The sequence below is a fragment of the Aeromonas sp. s12 genome (assembly GCF_040907925.1).
Lineage (GTDB): Bacteria > Pseudomonadota > Gammaproteobacteria > Enterobacterales > Aeromonadaceae > Aeromonas > Aeromonas veronii.
Genome location: NZ_JBFOCT010000022.1, coordinates 164,507 through 184,637 on the forward strand (window position 1 = coordinate 164,507; position 20,131 = coordinate 184,637).

At 57.2% G+C, this 20,131-nt stretch carries 22 protein-coding genes; 17 read left to right on the forward strand and 5 right to left on the reverse strand.

Annotated elements, in window-relative coordinates:
* Positions 1-6: 6 nt before the first annotated feature.
* The 3 genes from proQ to AB5Y67_RS10480 all read right to left on the reverse strand — a co-directional run bounded on the left by proQ (position 7) and on the right by AB5Y67_RS10480 (position 1,761).
* On the reverse strand, positions 7-645 hold the full coding sequence (gene proQ / locus AB5Y67_RS10470; protein ID WP_005351923.1) for an RNA chaperone ProQ: 639 nt from the start codon (positions 643-645) through the stop codon (positions 7-9).
* A 102-nt stretch (positions 646-747) separates the two neighbouring features.
* On the reverse strand, positions 748-1,206 hold the full coding sequence (locus AB5Y67_RS10475) for a GAF domain-containing protein (protein WP_064337950.1): 459 nt from the start codon (positions 1,204-1,206) through the stop codon (positions 748-750).
* Between the two features lie 93 nt (positions 1,207-1,299).
* Positions 1,300-1,761, reverse strand: coding sequence for a hypothetical protein (locus tag AB5Y67_RS10480; RefSeq protein WP_005351925.1), 462 nt, complete (start codon positions 1,759-1,761; stop codon positions 1,300-1,302).
* Between the two features lie 281 nt (positions 1,762-2,042).
* Here AB5Y67_RS10480 and ccoN point away from each other — a divergent pair, with 281 nt between their 5' ends.
* The 11 genes from ccoN (at position 2,043) to ttcA (ending at position 12,286) form a co-directional block, all read left to right on the forward strand.
* Positions 2,043-3,467, forward strand: coding sequence for a cytochrome-c oxidase, cbb3-type subunit I (gene ccoN, locus AB5Y67_RS10485; protein ID WP_005336616.1), 1,425 nt, complete (start codon positions 2,043-2,045; stop codon positions 3,465-3,467).
* A 16-nt stretch (positions 3,468-3,483) separates the two neighbouring features.
* Positions 3,484-4,098 (forward strand): cytochrome-c oxidase, cbb3-type subunit II, encoded by a 615-nt coding sequence (gene ccoO, locus AB5Y67_RS10490; protein ID WP_021230095.1) that lies wholly within the window; start codon positions 3,484-3,486, stop codon positions 4,096-4,098.
* 10 nt (positions 4,099-4,108) lie between these two features.
* Entirely contained in the window at positions 4,109-4,288 is a 180-nt protein-coding gene (locus AB5Y67_RS10495; RefSeq protein ID WP_005336620.1) for a CcoQ/FixQ family Cbb3-type cytochrome c oxidase assembly chaperone, read from the forward strand.
* Positions 4,288-5,271 carry a cytochrome-c oxidase, cbb3-type subunit III gene (ccoP, locus tag AB5Y67_RS10500; protein ID WP_005351929.1) on the forward strand — a complete coding sequence of 328 codons (984 nt, stop codon included), beginning with the start codon at positions 4,288-4,290 and terminating at the stop codon, positions 5,269-5,271. Before AB5Y67_RS10495 ends, ccoP begins: the two co-directional genes overlap by 1 nt.
* Positions 5,272-5,411: 140 nt before the next feature.
* Complete coding sequence (locus tag AB5Y67_RS10505) at positions 5,412-5,912, forward strand: FixH family protein (protein ID WP_005345427.1); 501 nt, start codon at positions 5,412-5,414, stop codon at positions 5,910-5,912.
* An 86-nt stretch (positions 5,913-5,998) separates the two neighbouring features.
* Complete coding sequence (locus tag AB5Y67_RS10510) at positions 5,999-8,383, forward strand: heavy metal translocating P-type ATPase (RefSeq protein WP_199416454.1); 2,385 nt, start codon at positions 5,999-6,001, stop codon at positions 8,381-8,383.
* Between the two features lie 138 nt (positions 8,384-8,521).
* Entirely contained in the window at positions 8,522-8,710 is a 189-nt protein-coding gene (gene ccoS, locus AB5Y67_RS10515) for a cbb3-type cytochrome oxidase assembly protein CcoS (RefSeq protein ID WP_005336630.1), read from the forward strand.
* Positions 8,694-9,380, forward strand: a complete 687-nt coding sequence (locus AB5Y67_RS10520; protein WP_199416455.1) for a sulfite exporter TauE/SafE family protein — start codon at positions 8,694-8,696, stop codon at positions 9,378-9,380. Before ccoS ends, AB5Y67_RS10520 begins: the two co-directional genes overlap by 17 nt.
* Positions 9,381-9,448: 68 nt before the next feature.
* The gene (locus AB5Y67_RS10525; RefSeq protein ID WP_005351934.1) at positions 9,449-10,204 is read left to right on the forward strand and encodes an FNR family transcription factor; all 756 of its coding nucleotides are present in this window, start codon (positions 9,449-9,451) and stop codon (positions 10,202-10,204) included.
* Positions 10,205-10,355: 151 nt separating this feature from the next.
* Entirely contained in the window at positions 10,356-11,303 is a 948-nt protein-coding gene (uspE, locus tag AB5Y67_RS10530) for a universal stress protein UspE (protein ID WP_005345417.1), read from the forward strand.
* A gap of 74 nt (positions 11,304-11,377) precedes the next feature.
* Positions 11,378-12,286 (forward strand): tRNA 2-thiocytidine(32) synthetase TtcA, encoded by a 909-nt coding sequence (ttcA, locus tag AB5Y67_RS10535; RefSeq protein ID WP_005336634.1) that lies wholly within the window; start codon positions 11,378-11,380, stop codon positions 12,284-12,286.
* Positions 12,287-12,390: 104 nt separating this feature from the next.
* Here the strand turns inward: ttcA and AB5Y67_RS10540 are convergent, their stop codons facing one another.
* Both AB5Y67_RS10540 and AB5Y67_RS10545 read right to left on the reverse strand, forming a co-directional pair.
* The gene (locus AB5Y67_RS10540; RefSeq protein ID WP_199428551.1) at positions 12,391-13,077 is read right to left on the reverse strand and encodes a DUF2987 domain-containing protein; all 687 of its coding nucleotides are present in this window, start codon (positions 13,075-13,077) and stop codon (positions 12,391-12,393) included.
* 16 nt (positions 13,078-13,093) lie between these two features.
* Positions 13,094-13,831, reverse strand: a complete 738-nt coding sequence (locus AB5Y67_RS10545) for a hypothetical protein (RefSeq protein WP_005351939.1) — start codon at positions 13,829-13,831, stop codon at positions 13,094-13,096.
* 201 nt (positions 13,832-14,032) lie between these two features.
* On the opposite strand from AB5Y67_RS10545, the gene potA reads away from it, so the two are divergent.
* The 6 genes from potA to AB5Y67_RS10575 all read left to right on the forward strand — a co-directional run bounded on the left by potA (position 14,033) and on the right by AB5Y67_RS10575 (position 19,941).
* The gene (gene potA / locus AB5Y67_RS10550; RefSeq protein ID WP_199428550.1) at positions 14,033-15,136 is read left to right on the forward strand and encodes a spermidine/putrescine ABC transporter ATP-binding protein PotA; all 1,104 of its coding nucleotides are present in this window, start codon (positions 14,033-14,035) and stop codon (positions 15,134-15,136) included.
* Positions 15,123-16,010, forward strand: coding sequence for a spermidine/putrescine ABC transporter permease PotB (gene potB, locus AB5Y67_RS10555; protein WP_042083135.1), 888 nt, complete (start codon positions 15,123-15,125; stop codon positions 16,008-16,010). The genes potA and potB overlap by 14 nt, the downstream gene beginning before the upstream one ends.
* Complete coding sequence (gene potC, locus AB5Y67_RS10560; protein WP_005336644.1) at positions 16,007-16,777, forward strand: spermidine/putrescine ABC transporter permease PotC; 771 nt, start codon at positions 16,007-16,009, stop codon at positions 16,775-16,777. Before potB ends, potC begins: the two co-directional genes overlap by 4 nt.
* Before the next feature lie 80 nt (positions 16,778-16,857).
* Positions 16,858-17,925 carry an extracellular solute-binding protein gene (locus AB5Y67_RS10565; RefSeq protein ID WP_005345409.1) on the forward strand — a complete coding sequence of 356 codons (1,068 nt, stop codon included), beginning with the start codon at positions 16,858-16,860 and terminating at the stop codon, positions 17,923-17,925.
* Between the two features lie 447 nt (positions 17,926-18,372).
* Positions 18,373-19,059, forward strand: coding sequence for a hypothetical protein (locus AB5Y67_RS10570; protein ID WP_139443769.1), 687 nt, complete (start codon positions 18,373-18,375; stop codon positions 19,057-19,059).
* Between the two features lie 264 nt (positions 19,060-19,323).
* The gene (locus AB5Y67_RS10575) at positions 19,324-19,941 is read left to right on the forward strand and encodes a glutathione S-transferase family protein (RefSeq protein ID WP_199428548.1); all 618 of its coding nucleotides are present in this window, start codon (positions 19,324-19,326) and stop codon (positions 19,939-19,941) included.
* Positions 19,942-20,131 lie beyond the last annotated feature (190 nt).

Here is a 20,131-nt window from a genome sequence, read left to right on the forward strand (position 1 = left end):
GTCTCCTTAGAGAACCAAGTGCTCTGATTTGACCCGCACCATCATGCCGGTCTGCAGTTGGACCTGTACATCGTCCTTGGTTACTTCCTTGATGGTTGCCGGAACCGGGAATTTACCCATAACGACGCGCACATCCTGGCCCACTTTCAGCGTAGCGGCGTCCACTTTAACCAGCGGAGCGTCAGCGACCGGTGCCTTGGCGGCAGCTTTTGGCTTGGCAGCTACATCAGCCTTCTCGGTTTTGCGCACAGCAGGACGACGGGGCTTCTTGGCCTTCTCATCCTTCTCTTTGGTATTGGTACGACGGCTGGCGAATACGCGCTCTTTGCTCTCTTTCAGAGCTTGCTTGGCGTGCTCGATGTGCTCTTCGGTCAGCAGCTCGCCCGGGTTGCCATCCAGATCAACGCGAGCCTGGCCAGCTTTGAGACCGTGCAGGTAGCGCCAGCTGGAGGTGTATTGACGCAGTGCGGAACGCAGCATGGTCTTGGAGACTCTGGCATCGTCAGCAAGACGCTCGGCCAAATCCTGGAAGATGCCAATCTTGAGCGGCTTGGCCTCTCCTTCAGCAACGAAGCAGGCCGGGAATTTCTCGACCAGGTAGGCAACGATCTCTTTACTGTTCTTCAGCTTCTCAGTGTTTTCCATGTATAACCTTGGCTTTCATATAAACGCACGGGCACGTCCCGAGCACAACAAAGGCCCCATTATAGAGAGCTTGGGGCCTTTTGCGAACCATCTAGCAATGACTTAGAGCATGCTTTCCAAAATTTGCACCGTTTCTTCGAGGCCAATCCGGTCTTGCTGGTCGAAACGGTTAAAAATCGGACTGTCGATATCGAGCACCCCGATGATCTCGCCACCACGGCGCACCGGGATCACGATTTCCGAGTTGCTCGCGCCATCACAAGCGATGTGACCGTCGAACTGGTGGACATCGTCAATGAGCTGGGTTTTCCCCTCTGCCACTGCCGTACCACACACCCCGCGGCCGACCGGGATCCGTACGCAAGCCGGTTTGCCCTGAAATGGCCCCAATACCAGGGTCTCGCCCTGCAACAGATAAAAACCGACCCAGTTGATCTCCGTCAGCTCCTGATTAAGCAGTGCGGAGAGGTTGGCCAGATTGGCAATCAGATCGGTTTCCCCCTCCAGCAGCGCCTTGGCCTGCTGGTTGAGGGTGCGATAAAACGGTTGTTTTTCAATCATGATTAAATGAACTTCACTCCCTGATGGTTTGGGCAAGGTAACGCCTGGCCGGGAAATTTCAAATATTTTTTCCACTCCCCACCTCTTGCGCCGTTATTCCCGGGCAACGGAAAGCGCCAATTGCTGGCGTTGACCATTACTCCACTCGATATTTAACAACCAGATCATGACGGGTGATGTACAGCTCCCCACCTGTGTCACCCCCTGCCACTGTCCGTCTATTTCTTCAAAGCTCACCGGAATGGTGCCCATAAACATATCTTTGCCTTCGAGTGTCGCTTTCACCGGTTTGATGGCCGGATCGCCGCCGGTAATAGCGATGGCAAAGTCATGTTCAGCGCGCAGCGGTAATTCCTTGATGGCGACCGTCAGTGGCTTGTCACCAATCAGCGCGCTGCAAGGGGTGTGGGAAAGATCACAAATCTGATCTTTTTTCTGGTCAGCAGAGACGCTGTTATCGGCCGAAAACCAGGTGCGATAGGCCATCAGCGCCAATAACAGCGCCAATACCAGTACGAGGTGCAAAACTTTACGTGCGGTAAGTCTCTCTTTCATCAAAAACAGCCCGATTAAGATGCAATTAAAATAGTTTTTTGTGATCTCGAACAAGGTAAAAAACTGCCATATCGAGACCGGACGGAGCCAAATATATCACTGTTTATACTGTTATTTTACCTGTCACTTCAGTATCATTCCCATGCAGTTTTCATTTAGCCATCTTTTGCTTTTCCTTTCGTTAACAGATGTTAACAACTGGTCGGCGGTGGCTGATGAAGCCAGTCCGGTCCTCCGGATACAAAACCAAACAACAGCAGCATCGGAAGCGGAATATAACGATGAGCCATACAACTAACCATCCTGAGTACAACTACACCGTTGTTCGCCAGTTTACCGTCATGACGATTGTCTGGGGAATTGTCGGCATGTCGGTTGGCGTACTGATCGCAGCCCAGTTGATCTGGCCTGCCCTCAACTTCGAGACCCCGTGGCTGACTTACAGTCGTCTGCGGCCCCTCCATACCAACGCAGTGATCTTCGCCTTCGGCGTCAGTGCACTGATGGCCACCTCGTTTTACGTGGTGCAGCGCACCTGTCAAACCAGACTGTTTGGTGGCCCGCTGGCAACCTTCGTCTTCTGGGGCTGGCAAGCAATCATCCTCTCTGCCGCCATCTCTCTGCCGCTGGGTTACACCTCCGCCAAAGAGTATGCCGAGCTGGAGTGGCCGATTGATATCGCCATCACTGTGGTATGGGTCGCCTATGCCATCGTCTTCTTCGGCACCCTGATGAAGCGCACCACCTCCCACATCTATGTGGCCAACTGGTTCTTCGGCGCCTTCATCATCACCGTTGCGGTGCTGCACATTGTCAACAACATGGAAGTGCCGCTCTCCGGCATGAAGTCCTACTCCATGTACTCCGGCGCCATGGACGCCATGGTGCAGTGGTGGTATGGCCACAACGCGGTAGGCTTCCTGCTGACCGCTGGCTTCCTGGGGATGATGTACTACTTCGTGCCCAAGCAGGCCGGTCGCCCGGTTTACTCCTATCGCCTCTCCATCGTCCACTTCTGGGCGCTGATCTCCCTCTATATCTGGGCCGGTCCGCACCACCTGCACTACACCGCACTGCCTGACTGGGCTCAGTCACTGGGCATGGTGATGTCCCTGATCCTGTTCGTCCCCTCATGGGGCGGTATGATCAACGGCATCATGACCCTCTCCGGTGCCTGGCACAAACTGCGTTATGACCCCATCCTGCGCTTCCTGATCGTCTCCCTCTCTTTCTACGGCATGTCGACCTTCGAAGGCCCGATGATGGCGATCAAAACCGTCAACGCCCTCTCCCACTACACCGACTGGACCGTCGGTCACGTGCACTCCGGTGCGCTGGGCTGGGTTGCCATGGTCTCCATCGGTGCTGTCTATCACCTGATCCCGAACCTGTTCGGCCAGGGCCGGATGTACAGCGTCAAGCTGATCAACGTTCACTTCTGGCTGGCGACTGTGGGCACCGTGCTCTACATCGTTGCCATGTGGATTTCCGGCGTGATGCAGGGCCTGATGTGGCGTGCAGTCAACGAAGATGGCACCCTGACCTACAGCTTCGTTGAAGCGCTGCAGGCATCCTATCCCTTCTATTTCGTGCGCTTCCTGGGAGGCTGCTTCTTCGTCACCGGCATGTTGCTGATGGCTTACAACGCCTATCGCACCATCACTGCGCCCAAAGGTTCTCTGGAACCTGTCGCCCAGCCAGCATGATTGAAGAGGTCAACCCATGAGCAACAATAACCGTCACGAAATATTTGAAAAAAGCGTTCCCATGCTGGTGGTCGGCATCATCTTCGCCATCAGTCTGGGGGGCCTGGTTGAAATCACTCCGCTGTTCTTCCAAAAGCAAACCACCGAGCCGGTGGAGGGCCTCAAGCCCTACACCGCTCTGCAGATGGAAGGACGCGACATCTTCATTCGCGAAGGCTGCACCAACTGCCACAGCCAGATGATCCGTCCGTTCCGTGCCGAAACCGAGCGTTACGGTCACTACTCGGTCGCCGGTGAGAGCGTCTGGGAGCACCCCTTCCTGTGGGGCTCCAAGCGTACTGGTCCGGATCTGGCCCGTGTCGGTGGCCGCTACTCCGACGAGTGGCACAAGGTTCACCTGATCAACCCGCGTGATGTGGTACCGGAATCCAACATGCCCGCCTACCCCTGGCTTGATACCAATGTGCTGACTGGCGAGATGACCGGCAAAAAACTGGCGCTGTTCCGCGATCACTTCGGTGTGCCCTATACCGACGCCGATATTCAGGGTGCTGGCGAAGCCGTCAAGGGCAAAACCGAGCTGGATGCGCTGGTGGCCTATCTGCAATCACTGGGTCATGCCCTGAAATAAGGAGGCGAAAATGGACTACGGCACATTTCGCGGTCTGTATACCCTGCTGTTGATGGCCATCATGATTGGCATCATCGTCTGGGCCTACAGCAAACGCCGCAAGACCTCTTTCGACGAGGCTGCCAATCTGGTTTTTGCCGATGATGAGCAACCCGGTGCTGATAAAAAGAACGCAGGAGCGAAACAATAATGAGCACTCTGTTTAGCATTTTTGTGACTGTCATCAGTCTGGGAACCATCCTCGGCTGCTTCTTGCTGCTGATGTGGTGCCGCAAGGACAAGATGGGTGTTGAAGAAGGCAAATCGATGGGTCACTCCTTCGATGGTATCGAGGAGATCAACAACCCGCTGCCGAAGTGGTGGACTTACATGTTCCTCTTCTTCATCGTCACCGGTCTGGTCTATCTGATCGCCTTCCCGGGGCTTGGCAACTTCAAAGGACTGCTGGGCTGGCAAAGTTCCAACCAGGACGTGCGCTCGCTGGCCGAGTCCAAGGCTGCAACCGAATCGGCCAAGGCCGAAGGTCGCGCAGTGGAGTATGACCGCGAGGTCGCCAAGGCTGACGAGATCTACGGCGCCAAGTTCCGTGAACTGACCTACGAAGCGGATGGCAAAACCTATCGTGCCATCACCGAGATCGCCAAGGATCCGGAAGCCCTGAAAGTGGGTCAGCGTCTGTTTCTGCAGAACTGCTCCCAGTGCCACGGCTCCGATGCCCGTGGTGGCCGCGGCTTCCCGAACTTGACCGACAGCGAATGGCAATGGGGCGGCCAGCCTGATCAAATCAAGACCACCATCATGGGCGGTCGTCAGGGGATCATGGCGGCCTGGGGTGAAATCCTCGGCAAAGATGGCGTTCAGGAAGTGGCCTCCTATGTGCTGAGCCTCTCCGGTCGCAAGGTCGACTTGGTGGAAGCGAAGAAAGGTGAAGCACGCTTTGCCATCTGCGCAGCCTGCCACGGGGCCGATGCCAAGGGCGGTATCGCCGTCGGTGCGCCAGATCTGACCAACAACACCTGGCTCTACGGTGGCTCCCGCGAAGTGGTGGTGCAAACCATCACCCACGGTCGTCACGGCGTGATGCCAGCCTGGAAAGATATTCTGGGTGAGGACAAGGTTCACCTGCTGGCCTCCTACGTTTACAGCCTGTCTCACCAACAGTCTGCCAAATAAGGTTCGCCCGTAACGTTGTAACATGTGATAAACACGTGATTACACAGCAAAAAGCCTCGACTCCTCGAGGCTTTTTGTTATCTTATGTTGCGTAAAAACCATCTTCCACGTTAATCATTCGTTTCATGGCAGTAGCAATCATGACCCAACCTCTATCCAAACCGTGGTATCGCCAATTCTGGCCCTGGTTTATCATCGCCCTTCCCACTGCCGCCGTTGTCGGCAGTATCGCCACCGCCATCATCGCCAGCAAGGATGGGGTCAATCTGGTGGCCGAGGACTATTACAAACAAGGGAAAGAGATCAATCAGGACTTGAGCAAGTTTGACCGCTCCGAAGCCCTCAATATCCGCTTTGGGCTGGAGGTTGACGGCAACGAGCTGACCCTCAAACCTATAAGCGGCGATATTCCTGCCGGGCAAGCTCTCTATCTCTCATTGTTCCACCCGACCTTGGCCGGTCAGGACAGCGAACACATGATCACCGCCGATGCGAGCGGCACCTATCGCCTCCATTTCGACAAGCCGCTGGTCGGCAAGTGGCACATTCGGGTCGATGCCTTCGATCACCAGTGGCGATTGCAAGAGACCGTCCAGCTGCCCACTCTGGCCCCTGTCGAACTCGACCCGAAAGGACGCTAAGCCATGACCGGCTGTTCTCACTGTGGCGAGCCGGTTCTCGCCACCGCTCCTGCTGCTTGCATTCTGCATTCAGGGGGACATAAAGCATGACCCCCTGTTTTCACTGTGGCGAGCCGGTACCCGCCAATAGTGGCTATTCCCTCGAGATAAAGGGGATTGTTCGCCCCATGTGCTGCCCCGGTTGTCAGGCTGTGGCAGAAACCATCATGGAGTGCGGCCTTGCCAGTTACTACGATCACCGCACCGCCCCCGGTACCAAGGGGGATCTGGTACCCGAGGAGCTGGCCGCCCTCACCCACTACGATCTGGCAGAAGTGCAACAGGATTTTGTCACCGACAACGGCACCCTTCGCGAAATCCAGCTGACAGTAGAAGGGCTAACCTGCGCCGCCTGTGCCTGGCTTATCGAACGCCACCTGATGACCCTTGGCGGCCTGCGCTACATCAACGTTAACACCACCACCCACCGGGCCCGTATCAAGTGGGATCCGGACCAGCTCTCCCTGAGTGACATCCTCAAGGGATTCGCCCAGATCGGCTATCGCGCCTATCCGTTCCAGACCCATCAACAGGAGGCGCTCTACGCCAAAGAGGTGCGCAGCTATATGTTCCGGCTGGCTCTGGCGGGGCTGGGCTCAATGCAGGTGATGATGTGCGCCGTGGCCCTCTATATGGATCTCTTCATCAGCGTTGAAGATGAGTTCATGGTCTACTTCAAGTGGATAAGCCTGCTGCTCTCCACCCCCATCATGATCTACTCGGCCCAGCCCTTTTACGTGGGGGCCTGGCGCAGCCTGAAACAGGGTCACCTGTCGATGGATGTGTCGGTGTCGCTGGCGCTGATCGGGGCTTTTATCGCCTCCATGTGGGCCACCGTGTTCAATACCGGTGAGGTCTATTACGACTCAATCACCATGTTCGTCTTCTTCCTGCTGCTGGGGCGCTTTCTCGAGTTGCGGGCCCGGCGTAAGGCGTCGGAATCGAGCTCCAACCTGGCACGACTGGTGCCCATCATGGCGACCCGCATCGATGATGAAGGGGAGCATGAGGTAGCGGCCAAGACCTTGCAGGTCGGCGATCGGATACGGGTGCTTGCTGGCGCCACCTTGCCGGCGGACGGCATCATTGTCGAAGGGCAAGCCAGCCTCAACGAATCCATGCTGACCGGTGAACAGCTGCCCCTGCTTAAACAGCCAGGCGATCAGGTCTATGCCGGCACCATCAACACGGATGCCCCGCTGCAGATCCGGGTCAGCCACCGTATTGAAGAGTCACGGATCGCCCAGATCATGCGGCTGCAGGATCATGCCCTCGATGACAAACCGGCCATCGCCCAGATGGCGGATCAGCTGTCGCGCCACTTTATTCTGGTGCTGCTGATCATTGCCGCCGCCGTCTGGACCTTCTGGCACTTCCATCAACCGGATCAGGCGTTCTGGGTCACCCTCGCCGTGCTGGTTGCCACTTGCCCCTGTGCCCTGTCGCTGGCCACCCCGACAGCGCTGACCTCGGCCACCGCCAATCTGACCCGCAACGGCATTCTGTTGCGCCGTGGTCATGTGCTTGACGTGCTGACCAAGGCAAACCGGATCGTGATGGACAAGACCGGCACCCTGACCACAGGTGAGATCAGTCTGACCGGCACCACCACCTTGGCAGAGATGGACGAGACGCAATGCCTCGCCATCGCCCGGGCCATGGAGGCGCAATCCGAACACCCGATTGCCCGCGCCTTCCGGCTGCCCGCCGACAGCATCACTGTGCTGCCATCCGCCCGCGAGATCACCCCGGTCATCGGTCACGGCATCACAGCGCTGGTGGATGGCGTACGCTACCGCATCGGCAGTGCCCGCTGGCTTGGGCTGGATCCGGCGCAAGAACGCGGCCGCGGTCTGGCTATCTATCTGGCCGACGAGCAGCAGGTATTGGCCCGCTTCAATCTGGAAGATACCCTGCGTCCCGATGCCAGGGCGCTGATCGCGGCATTCAAGTCAGCAGGTCTGCAAACTACCGTGCTGACTGGCGACAGCTCTTTGCAGGCAGACGAGATTGCCCGCGAGCTGGGCGTGGATGAGCTGGTCAAGGGGGTCTCGCCCGATGGCAAGCTGGCCTACCTCAAGGCCCGGGAAGCCCAAGGGGATATCAGCATCATGGTGGGCGATGGCATCAACGACGCTCCGGTACTGGCTGGCGCTCACGCCTCGTTTGCCATGGCTGGTGGCACCGATCTGGCGAAAAACAGCGCCGACGCCATCCTGCTGGCCGATGACCTGAGCCGACTGCTCGAGGCCAGAGTGCTGGCAATACGTACCCGCAAGATCATCATCGAGAACTTCGCCTGGTCCATCGGTTACAACCTGCTGGTGCTGCCGCTGGCGGCCTGCGGCTGGCTGCCCCCCTATCTGGCGGCGGCGGGCATGTCGCTCAGCTCACTCATCGTGGTAACCAACTCCATGCGCCTCAACCGATGAGGCTGGTGGCGGAAAATAGCTGAAAATGTGGCCTGCCTCCGATGCAGGCCACATTTCTAATTGATAGCGGCTGGCCCTCTGCCCGAACAGGGTTACCATAGGGGACGCTTGCCAAGGATGAACGCCAAGGTACCTCTCATGAATATAATTTTTGTCCTGATCCCCATCGCTATCCTGTTTGTGATCATCGCCGGGGTCGTCTTCTTCTGGGCCATTCGCTCCGAGCAGTTTGAAGATCTCGACCGGCAGGGTTCCAACATCCTGTTTGACGAAGAGCAACCTGCCCACAAACCCGTAAAGCCTGCTGACCATGACCCACAACCTTGATCTGGCCGGCGCCCTGCTGGTCGGACTGGCAGGCTCTGCCCACTGTATCGGCATGTGCGGGGGGGTCTCCGCCGCGCTCTCCATGGCGATCCCCGCCAACAAGCAGCATTTTTGGGGGCGGCTTGCCTATCTGCTCAACTACAACCTCGGCCGTATCCTGAGCTATGTCATTGCAGGTGCACTGGTGGGCGGCCTGCTCGCCACCACCAGCGAGCTGGGCGCAGGCAAACACGCCATCGCCGGATTGCGCTTGGTGGCAGCGCTTTTGATGATTGCGCTTGGTCTCTATCTGGCGGGCTGGTGGCAAGGGATCTTGCTGCTGGAGCGGCTCGGCGCCAGACTTTGGCCCCGTCTCAAACCGCTGGCGGGCAAGTTTCTCCCCTTCACCTCACCTGTGCAGGCACTGCCCTTTGGCATGGTGTGGGGTTGGCTCCCCTGCGGGCTGGTCTACTCCATGCTGACCTGGAGCGCGGCGGCGGGTTCGGCCGGTGGCGGGGCGCTCATCATGCTCTTTTTTGGTCTCGGCACCCTGCCCACCCTGTTTGCGTTGGGAGGGCTTGCCGATCGCCTGAGATACTGGCTCACCCTGCGCAGTTTGCGCCTTGGCGGTGCCCTGCTGCTCATTTTGTTCGGGGTACATACCTTCTGGATTGGCATTGCTTCCTTTTGAAACCCTATCCAAAACGGATGAGTTGATGGTAAACTTGTTTGATATAAATCAATTATTCGTATGAGCCTATGATCCCGGAAAAGAAACCTGGCAGACGTATCCAGAGCGGTGGCTGTGCAATTCATTGCCAGGATTGCAGCATCAGTCAGCTCTGTATTCCCTTCACTCTGAACGACAACGAGCTTGATCAGCTGGACAGCATCATCGAGCGCAAAAAGCCGATCCAGAAGGGTGAAGAGCTGTTCAAGGCTGGCGATGAGTTCAAATCGCTCTATGCCATCCGTTCCGGGACCATCAAGTCTTACACCATCACCGAGCAAGGGGATGAGCAGATCACTGCTTTCCACCTCGCTGGCGATCTGGTCGGGTTTGATGCCATCAACAAGCAGGCCCATCCCTCCTTCGCTCAGGCGCTGGAAACGGCCATGGTGTGCGAGATCCCGTTTGAAGTGCTGGATGATCTCTCCGGCAAGATGCCCAAACTGCGCCAGCAGATCATGCGTCTGATGAGCAGCGAAATCATGGGCGATCAGGAGATGATCCTGCTGCTCTCCAAGAAGAATGCCGAAGAGCGCCTCGCCGCCTTCCTGCACAATCTTTCGGTACGCTTCTCCGAGCGCGGTTTCTCCGCCAAGGAGTTCCGTCTCTCCATGACCCGTGGTGACATTGGCAACTATCTGGGTCTGACCGTCGAGACCATCAGTCGTCTGCTCGGCCGTTTCCAGAAGTCCGGTCTCATCAGCGTCAAAGGCAAATACATTACCGTGCTTGATCAGGTCGCGCTGGGCATGATGGCCGGTGCAACTCGCCCGCCCTGCGGCTGATTTTTCCGCTTACCCTCTCGCTTTTCTCCTGCTTTCCCTGCCGGATCCTTTCCTCTGGAATGTGATCCGGTACGTTCCCCATACCCTCCTCCTGCGCTAAGCTGTAATGGCTAAGATTCTGCTGTCATTGGACTTTTCCAAGGAGGAGAAGATGGTCAAATATCAGAATATTCTGGTGGTTATCAATCCAGAAGAGGAGCGTCAAATCGCCCTCGAACGGGCAGTCAAAGTCGCCGAGCTGGACGAAAACGCCCATCTGACCCTGCTGCTCACCATCTATGACTTCTCGTATGAAATGACCGCCATGCTCTCGGTGGACGAGCGGCAAGAGATGCGCGACGGCGTCATTTCACAGCGACGTGAGTGGCTGGACGAGATCCTGACCCCCTATCGGGCACAGGGGATAGAGTGCGAAGTGAAAGTGGTCTGGCACAATCGTCCCTTCGAGTGCGTCATTCAGGAGGTGCTGGAGCAGCGCCACGATCTGGTGGTCAAAGCCACTCACCATCACAGCTTCCTGCAAACCTTCATCTTTACCCCCACCGACTGGCACCTGCTGCGCAAATGCCCCTGTCCGGTGCTGCTGGTCAAAGAGGGTCACTGGCAACGGGGCGGCAACATCATCGCCGCCATCAACTGCTCAAGCGACGATCCGGATCAGAAACTGCTCAACGAACGGATCACCCAGGAGGGAAGCGACATCGCCGAGCTGCTGGGCTCCAACCTCTATCTGGTCAACACCTACCCGGGCACCCCGGTCAACGTGGCCATCGAGCTGCCGGAGTTTGACCCCAACGCCTACAACGAAGCGATCCGCAAGCACCACGAAAGCCTGCTGCTCAGCCATGCCGACAAGTTCGGGATCGGTCATCTCTGGACCCGGGTAGCTGAAGGACTACCGGAAGAGGTGTTGCCGGATATGGCCGAAGAGCTCAAGGCGACCTTGATGATCATGGGCTGCGTCGGGCGTACCGGGCTTTCTGCAGCTTTGCTCGGCAATACCGCCGAACATGTGATTGACCGCCTCTCCTGCGACATCCTGATCCTCAAACCGGCGGACTACAGCTGCCCGGTCGACAGCCGTCGCAATCAATCATAAGGTGCCTGGCACCTTGCCCTCCCCCGGGACATGGCTATAATAACGCGCTTATTTGTGTCCCGGGTTTTACGAGCATGCTAGAAGAGCTGAACGCCAAAGAAAAATACAGTTTTAACAAACTGCAGAAGCGCCTGCGGCGCAACGTGGGTCAGGCCATTGCCGACTTCAACATGATTGAAGAGGGCGACAAGGTCATGGTCTGCCTCTCCGGCGGCAAGGACAGCTTCGGTATGCTCGACATACTGATGAGCCTCAAAGCCAGTGCCCCCATCCATTTCGATCTGGTTGCCGTCAACCTGGATCAGAAGCAGCCCGGTTTCCCCGAGCATGTGCTGCCCGAGTATCTGGATTCCCTCGGCATCGAGTACAAGATCGTCGAGGAAGATACCTACTCCATCGTCAAAGAGAAGGTACCGGAAGGCAAAACCACCTGCTCCCTCTGCTCACGGCTGCGCCGCGGTATTCTCTACCGCACCGCCCAGGAGCTGGGTTGCACCAAGATTGCCCTTGGCCACCACCGCGACGACATCCTCGAGACCCTGTTCCTCAACATGTTCTACGGTGGCAAGCTCAAGTCCATGCCGCCCAAGCTGGTGAGCGACGATGGCAAGAACGTGGTGATCCGCCCGCTGGCCTACTGCAAAGAGAAGGATCTGATCCGCTACGCCGACGTCAAAGCCTTCCCCATCATTCCGTGCAACCTGTGCGGCTCGCAGGAGAACCTGCAGCGTCAGGCCATCAAACAGATGATGCAGGATTGGGATCGCCGCTTCCCCGGTCGTATCGAGACCATGTTCACCGCCATTCAGGACGTGATCCCGAGCCACCTGCTCGACCACAAGCTGTTTGACTTCAAGAGCATCAACCGCGACTCCGGCATCATCGATGGTGGCGACAAGGCGTTTGATCCGCCCGAGATGCCAAAGGCGCCGCTGCTGGACATCGACGAGATGGACATGCTGGATGTGATTGAAGTGCGCTAAGCCGCGCTCACAGGGCAAAACGCCACGCAATAAAAAAGGAGCGATGATCGCTCCTTTTTTGCTTTCTTTATCTGCCTGTTACCAACGTGACAACACCATCGGCATCAGCCCTTGTGCAACCAGGGGGTCAGTCGCAGCACGTCACCCTGCAGGCGCAGTTGCCCGGCGGCGAACGCGGCCAGTTGCTCATTGCTCAGCAGCAGGTGGCCTTCCTGCCAGGGCAGCGCCTCCTGACGGGCACCATCAATCAGATAAGCTGTTCCGCTCTGCTGCACCAGGGTAATGCGTACCCCTTCCATCTTCGGCAGGAAGTGCTTGCCGACCATGCCCGCCATCTTGTCGAGCAGCAACTGCATCTGCTGCTGACGGGCCGCCAGCTCCGCCAGCGGCAGCTCGGGCCCGTTCGGTGCGTCGGCCATCACCTGTACCGTCATATCGCAAGTGGCGTGCTCTTCTTTCAGGCCGACGGTCACGATCCCCTTGTCGAGGTTGAGATCCTCATCAAAAGGCAGGCGCAGTTCGCTATCGACCGTTACCTCGCCCGCCACTTCCTTGCTGTCGGTTGCAACCCGGGCAAAGGTGAGGCCGCAGCGCTGACCATTTTGTGGATCGGTCAGATAAAACCCCAGTCTGGCGTGACCAAACTCCCCTTTGGCAAAGGTCTTCATCTGGCTGTAGAAGGTGCTGTATTGCAGATCCAGCACCGGCTCAGCCAGCGCCAGCCCTGGCAGCAAGAGCGTGGCCAGCAGACCCTGGCGCACAGCCTTGGTCACTCCATATCGACGGGTCATTCAACATCCTTTTGCATCATGCATTGAAATGGTTGGGGCCTTCTGTCACCTCGTTAACCTCTACCCCCACCCCGCAGAGATCCCGATAGAGGATCCCCTTGCAGTTGAAATAGAGCGGTGCCACCCAGATAAGCCCCAACCCCATGGGGATCAGAGCCAGGAAGAAGAGCGCGGTCATCACGCCGTGGAACAGCACAATGCTGGGCCAGCCGCGAGCAAAGAGTTTGAGAGAAACCAGAATGGCCTGGGGCGGCGTCAGGCCACGCTCCAGCACCAGCGGGACGGTAAAGAGCAGCCCCATGCCGATCAGGGCCGAGGGAATGAAAGAGAGCACGGCGGGCAAGCCCAGCAGATCGAATAGCGGGCCAAACAGGCTGGTGAGCAGGCTGCCAAGCAGGCTCAACATGCCGAGACGTACAAAGTGACGGAAGAAGTCGAACACTTGGTTGGCACGGGCGCGCACCCCGACCGACTGCTGCAACCCCAGCATATCGAGGGAGCTGGTCATGGGGGCCATCACCACCGTCATCAGCAGGCTCAGCACCATGGCCACATTCATCTGGCTGTCATCCCCCAGATAGGGCAACAGCAGCACATTGCTGAGCAGGATCCAGATCGCCGTCACTCCGACAATCGCCAGCAGCAGGCCAAATCCGGTACGGCGGGTCTGTTGCCATCCCTCCTGGATGACCCCTTTCAGATCAAGGCGATAGCCCTGGTTCAGAGACTGCTCAAGGGAGCCGCCAATACGCATTTTATTACTCAATTGACTATCCAATATCGAAAACGACCAAATCAGGTGGCACATTATAGCGATTTGGTCTGCTATTCGTAGCCGTTTTTCCTGCGCACTTGCGGCTAATTCGGGCCAAAAAGCCTTTAATTTCATGTGTCGGCTGCATAGAATGCGGCCCTCTTTCAACACGATGGCCACTGGCTGGGGTGAGACTGGCGGATGATGAACAATCCACAGGTAATTGTCGCGCTGAACAAGATCAGCAAAAAATACGATGGCAAGGTGATCCTGAGTGACCTTGACCTTGAAATCTATGACGGTGAATTTCTTACCCTGCTGGGCCCCTCCGGCTGTGGCAAGACCACCCTGCTGCGCCTGCTGGCCGGGCTCGAATCGGTCGACGGTGGCACCATCCATCTGGCCGGTGACGAGATCACCCATATCCCCGCCGAACACAGGCACATCAACACCGTGTTCCAGAGCTATGCGCTCTTCCCCCATATGACGGTGTTTGAAAACGTCGCCTTTGGCCTCGAGATGCAGAAAGTACCGGCCAGCGAGATCCGCCAGCGGGTCGAGGAGACCCTCGCCATGGTGCAGCTCACCGAGCTGGCCAACCGCCGCCCGGATCAGCTCTCCGGCGGTCAGCAACAACGGGTCGCCATTGCCCGCGCCGTGGTCAACAAGCCCCGTCTGCTGCTGCTCGATGAATCCCTCTCGGCGCTAGACTACAAGCTGCGCAAGCAGATGCAGAGCGAGCTCAAGGCGCTGCAGCGTCGCCTGGGCATCACCTTTGTCTTCGTCACCCACGATCAGGAAGAGGCGCTCACCATGTCTGATCGCATCCTGGTGATGGAGGGGGGCCAAATCATCCAGCGCGGCACCCCGCGCGATATCTACGAATCGCCAGCCAATCTGTTCGTGGCCCGTTTTATCGGCGAGATCAACGTGATGGATGGCAAGCTGATCAGCCAGCGCGAGCCCGGTATCTGGCAAGCCGAGGTAGAGGGGCGCGAATGCCTGCTTCATACCGCCTTGCCGTTCCAGCCAGACGACAAGGTGCTGGTGTTGCTGCGCCCGGAAGATCTGCGCATTCTCGATCATGATGACGATCAGAGTGGTGCGCTGCGAGGCAATATCCGCGAGCGCAACTATAAGGGGGCGACGCTGGATTCGGTGATCGAACTCGAAAGCGGCAAACAGCTGCTTATCTCCGAGTTCTTCGACGAGGATGACCCCGACTTTGACTACCGTCTCGGTCAAGAGGTGGCGATCCACTGGGTCGACAGCTGGGAGGTGGTGCTGCCCTATGAGCCTCACTAATCTGCGGGTACCGCACAGCTTTGCCCACAATGGCTTTCGCAACGGGGCCATCGCGCTGATCCTGGGCTGGCTGACACTGTTTGTCTTCCTGCCCAACCTGATGATCATCGGCGTCAGCTTCCTGACCCGTGATGAGTCCGAGCTTATCGCGCCGCTCTTTACCCTGAGCAACTATGGCCGCCTGCTGGACCCCCTCTATTTCGAGGTGCTGCTCCACTCCCTCTGGCTGGCGCTGCTCGCCACCGCCATCTGCCTGCTGGTGGGCTACCCCTTTGCCTGGCTGCTGGCCCATCTGCCAGCGCGTATCCGCCCGCTGCTGCTGTTTCTGGTGGTGGTGCCGTTCTGGACCAACTCCCTCATTCGTACCTATGCGCTGAAAGTGCTGCTTGGCACCCGGGGACTGATCAATGGCTGGCTGCTGGATCTGGGGCTTATCGAGCGACCGCTGCAGATGATGTATACCGAGGTGGCCGTCATCATCGGGCTGGTCTATGTGCTGCTCCCCTTTATGGTGCTGCCGCTCTACTCCAGCATCGAGAAGCTGGATGGCCGTTTGCTGGAGGCGGCGCGAGATCTTGGCGCCAACGGCTGGCAGCGGCTGGTGCGGATCATCTTGCCCCTCACCCTGCCCGGCATCATTGCCGGTTGTCTGCTGGTGTTCCTGCCCGCCATGGGGATGTTCTATGTCTCCGATCTGCTGGGGGGCGCCAAGCATCTGCTGATCGGTAACCTGATCAAGACCCAGTTCCTCAACAGCCGTGACTGGCCCTTTGGCGCCGCCATCAGCGTGATGCTGACGGTGCTGATGGCGCTCTTGGTCTACTGCTACTGGCGGGCGGGCAAGCTGCTCAGCAAGAAGGGGGAGCTGGCATGATGCGCGCACTGAAAGCTCTGTTCCTGCTGCTGGTGTTTGGCTATCTCTATGTGCCCATCGGGGTGCTGATCGCCAACTCCTTCAACCTGTCGAAATATGGCATCGACTGGCGCGGCTTTACCCTGGGCTGGTATGAAAAGCTGTTTGCCAGCGCCAGCCTGATGCAGGCGGCCCAGCACTCCCTGACCATCGCCGCCCTCACCGCCACCGCAGCCACCCTGATCGGCACCCTCACCGCCGTGGCGCTGTTTCGCTACCGCTTTCGCGGCAAACAGTACGTGAGCGGCATGCTGTTTGTGGTGATGATGTCCCCCGATATCGTCATGGCCATCTCCCTGCTGACCCTGTTTGTGGTGACCGGCATTGCGCTGGGCTTCTGGTCGCTGCTGATCGCCCACATCACCTTCTGCCTGCCGTTCGTGGTGATCACCGTCTACTCGCGGCTGTGCGGTTTTGATGTGCGGATGCTGGAAGCTGCGCGGGATTTGGGGGCTGGCGAGTGGATCATCCTGCGCCGCATCATACTGCCGCTGGCGCTGCCGGCGGTGATGGCGGGCTGGCTGCTCTCCTTTACCCTGTCGCTGGACGACGTGGTGGTGAGCTCCTTTGTTACCGGCCCGGCCTACGAGATCCTGCCGCTCAAGATCTACTCCATGGTCAAGGTGGGCGTCTCCCCCGAGGTCAACGCCCTGGCCACCCTGATGCTGGTCGCCTCCCTCGGGATGGTGCTGCTGGCACAACTGTTACTGCGTAAACGGCAGGGTTGACCCTGCCGTTTCGTCCCCGCCATCTTTGGCGAACTCTGTCACGGTGGGCCGCAAGGCCCCATAACCCCAAGGAGTTGTTGATGACAATCCAACACAAGGCCGGCGCCCTGCTGGCAGCCGCCCTCACCCTCACCACCCCGCTGCTGAGCCAGAGCGCTCACGCGGCCGACGACAAGGTGGTCTACTTCTACAACTGGTCGGAATATGTGCCGGACGGCCTGCTGGAGCAGTTCCAGCAAGAGACCGGCATCAAGGTGATCTACTCCACCTACGAATCCAACGAGACCCTCTACGCCAAACTGAAAACCCATGGCGACGGCTATGACGTGGTGGTGCCCAGCACCTATTTCATCTCGAAAATGGCCAAAGAGGGAATGCTGCAGCCGCTGGATCGCGCCCAGCTGCCCAACTTCAAGCACCTCGACCCCACCCTGCTCAACCACGAGTACGACCCGGACAACCGCTACTCCATCCCCTATATCTGGGGTGCGACCGGGATCGGCACCAACACCGACATCATCGAGCAGCCGGTGACCAGCTGGAAGCAGCTCTGGGCACCGGAGTGGAAAGAGAGCCTGCTGCTGATGGACGATGCCCGCGAGGTGTTCCATATCGCGCTGGTGCAGCTGGGCTACAGCCCCAACACCCAGGACAAGGCGCAAATTGCCGAAGCGTTCGAATACCTGAAAAAGCTGATGCCCAACGTCAAGGCGTTCAACTCCGACAACCCGGCCGACCCCTTTATCGCCGGTGAGGTCAATATCGGTATGCTGTGGAACGGCTCGGCCTACGGCGCCCAGCGCGAATACCCCTCCATCCAGATGACCTACCCCGAAGAAGGGGCGGTACTCTGGATGGATAACCTCGCCATCCCGGCCAAGGCCAAGCATGTGAAGGAGGCCCACGCCCTGATCAACTTCCTGATGCGCCCCGATGTGGCCGCCAAGGTGGCCGAGGCAATTGGCTACCCCACCCCGGTCAAGGATGCCATTCCCCTGCTCACCCCGGCGTTTCGCAACAACCCCATGGTCTTCCCGAGTGACGAGATCAAACGCAAGGGCGAGTTCCAGTCCGATGTGGGAGATGCATCCCGCCTCTACGAGCAGTACTTCCTGCAGTTGAAAGCCATGGTGGCCAAGGCGGGTTAAGTCGGTGGTTAATCCGCCCTGACGGGATTAATGGATTAAGGGGGCAATATTTGCCCCCTTCTCTTTTTAACCACCAGCGCAATTTTTAAGCACAACAGTCATTGACACAGAGAGGCTCAGGCGCGCATAGATTAAAAGCAAAATATATAGATAGTCACCTTTAAGCCAGACAGACCACAACTCTTGTCCGCTCTCCACAACAGCCAGCTTCAAAGCAAACTTGCAGGGAAATATGAGAGTGGTAGTGGTGTCTTTTTCTATTCAGAATGGATTCAGCATTGCTCCATTGTGGAGATATAGGCACAATAGATACGTTTATGGGGAATGACTGGCAGTCTTATCGAAACCGCGAAGGTCCGATTACGCTTCGCTAATCGAACCGATGTCCCAGCCATTCATCTAATCTCTATTATGAGAAAATAAATTGGAGCGACTACGAACTAAAATATGGATAGCTCAAAAATAACGCCTGAAAGAATTACAAAACCAATACAGCTACTCGGGGCATGGCTTGTTGGCCTACTTTCTGTTGATAGTGCTTTTCTAGTTGCTGCCACTAGAATGGATGCTAGTAGTTGGCAAGCTGGCGCTTTAGTTATCGCTGCAATTATTAACGTGCCAGTTTTTATAGGTGCGTTATTTCTTCTTCAGACCAAATTTCGACCAGAGCTTCAAGAAGACTCTTATTACTCCACATATCTAAGTAGTCGCACAAATGAACCGATAAGAGTCTCCAGAAAAGATGCGCATGTGATAGATCTTGAGAAGAAAATTGATTCTATTGAAAAACTTTTGTCTTCAAACAAGACTGAACCCCCGTCTGGTTTAGCTTTATCTGACCTTTCATGTGGAGTAAATATTCATCTTTCAGACAGAGTACAGATTCTTAAAAAACTAAATTCAATTGGCATATTAGGATTTACTGAATTTGGTGATGATGCAGCCCCTCCACCTTTCAGAAAAGTTGCTGTTTCAGAAACGTTATCTCATTCGGAGTTAAAGGAAGTTCTAAGGTTGGCGCAAGAACTTGGCTTTACTCATTATGGGTACATTCAACCTTTTGAAGAAATATCCGAGGATATATTGTTTGGTGCATATGGAACAGATGACCTCAGGCTGATCACTCCAGCTTAAGATACATGTCAAAGGCGGCAATCATACCTCGTGCGCTTCACGTGGGAGTTAAGATATAAGTAACTCCTCCCGCCTATATAAGCAGTACTTAAAGAAATGGTGATCAAAGCCGATTAAATTCGGCGCTTTTTCATTACCCCTCAGGGGTGTAGATTGGTTGGGGGGCAAACGTTGCCCCCTCTCTTTTTTCATGACTGCCCGTGGTGCTCCGCGAAGCAATCTTTCGCCGATATTGCGGGTGGCCTGAGCCAATCAGGAGTATTCATGTCCGATCTGACCCTCTATTTCGCTCCCGGCACCTGTGCCATGGCCGTGCAGATTGCCCTGCTGGAAGCAAATGCCCCGTTCCAACCCCGTCTCGTCAACCTCGCCGCCGGTGAGCAGCGTGATCCTGCGTATCTTGCCATCAACCCCAAAGGGCGGGTGCCTGCCCTGATCACCGAGCAGGGCACTCTGACCGAGACCCCGGCCCTGCTGCTCTATGTGGCGCAGCGCTTCCCCGATGCCAAGCTGGCGCCGCTGGACAACCCGTTTCTGCTGGCCCGCATGCAGGAGGTCAACAGCTTCCTCGCCTCCACCGTGCATGTCTCCCATGCCCACGGTCGCCGTGGCAGCCGCTGGGCCGATGACGAGCAAGCCATTGCCGCCATGCAGCAGAAAGTCGCCAGCAATATGCGCGATGGCTTTGCCCAGATTGAGCAGCACTATCTGGCAGGCCCCTGGGTGCTGGGCGAGCAGTTCAGCGTGGCGGATATCTATCTGTTCGTGGTCGCGGGCTGGCTGAAAAGCGATGGGGTCGAGATCAGTGAATTCCCCAAGGTTGCCGAGCATTATCAGCGCATGCTGAGCCGTCCGGCGGTCGCCAAGGCAGTGGCCAACTAACCATAAAATCAATAGCTCGATGAATAACAAGGGTGTCAGGGCTCTGCTGACACCCTTCCTGCCTCCTCCCCTGCACTTCTTCTCCCGCCTTTGAGATCGTTTTCACATTTCCGTGGTTTTGCCGTGGCCCTTCCTTAGTAAAAAGCCTATCTTTGCGTCATGACGCAACCGGTTGCGTAACCGGTTGCCT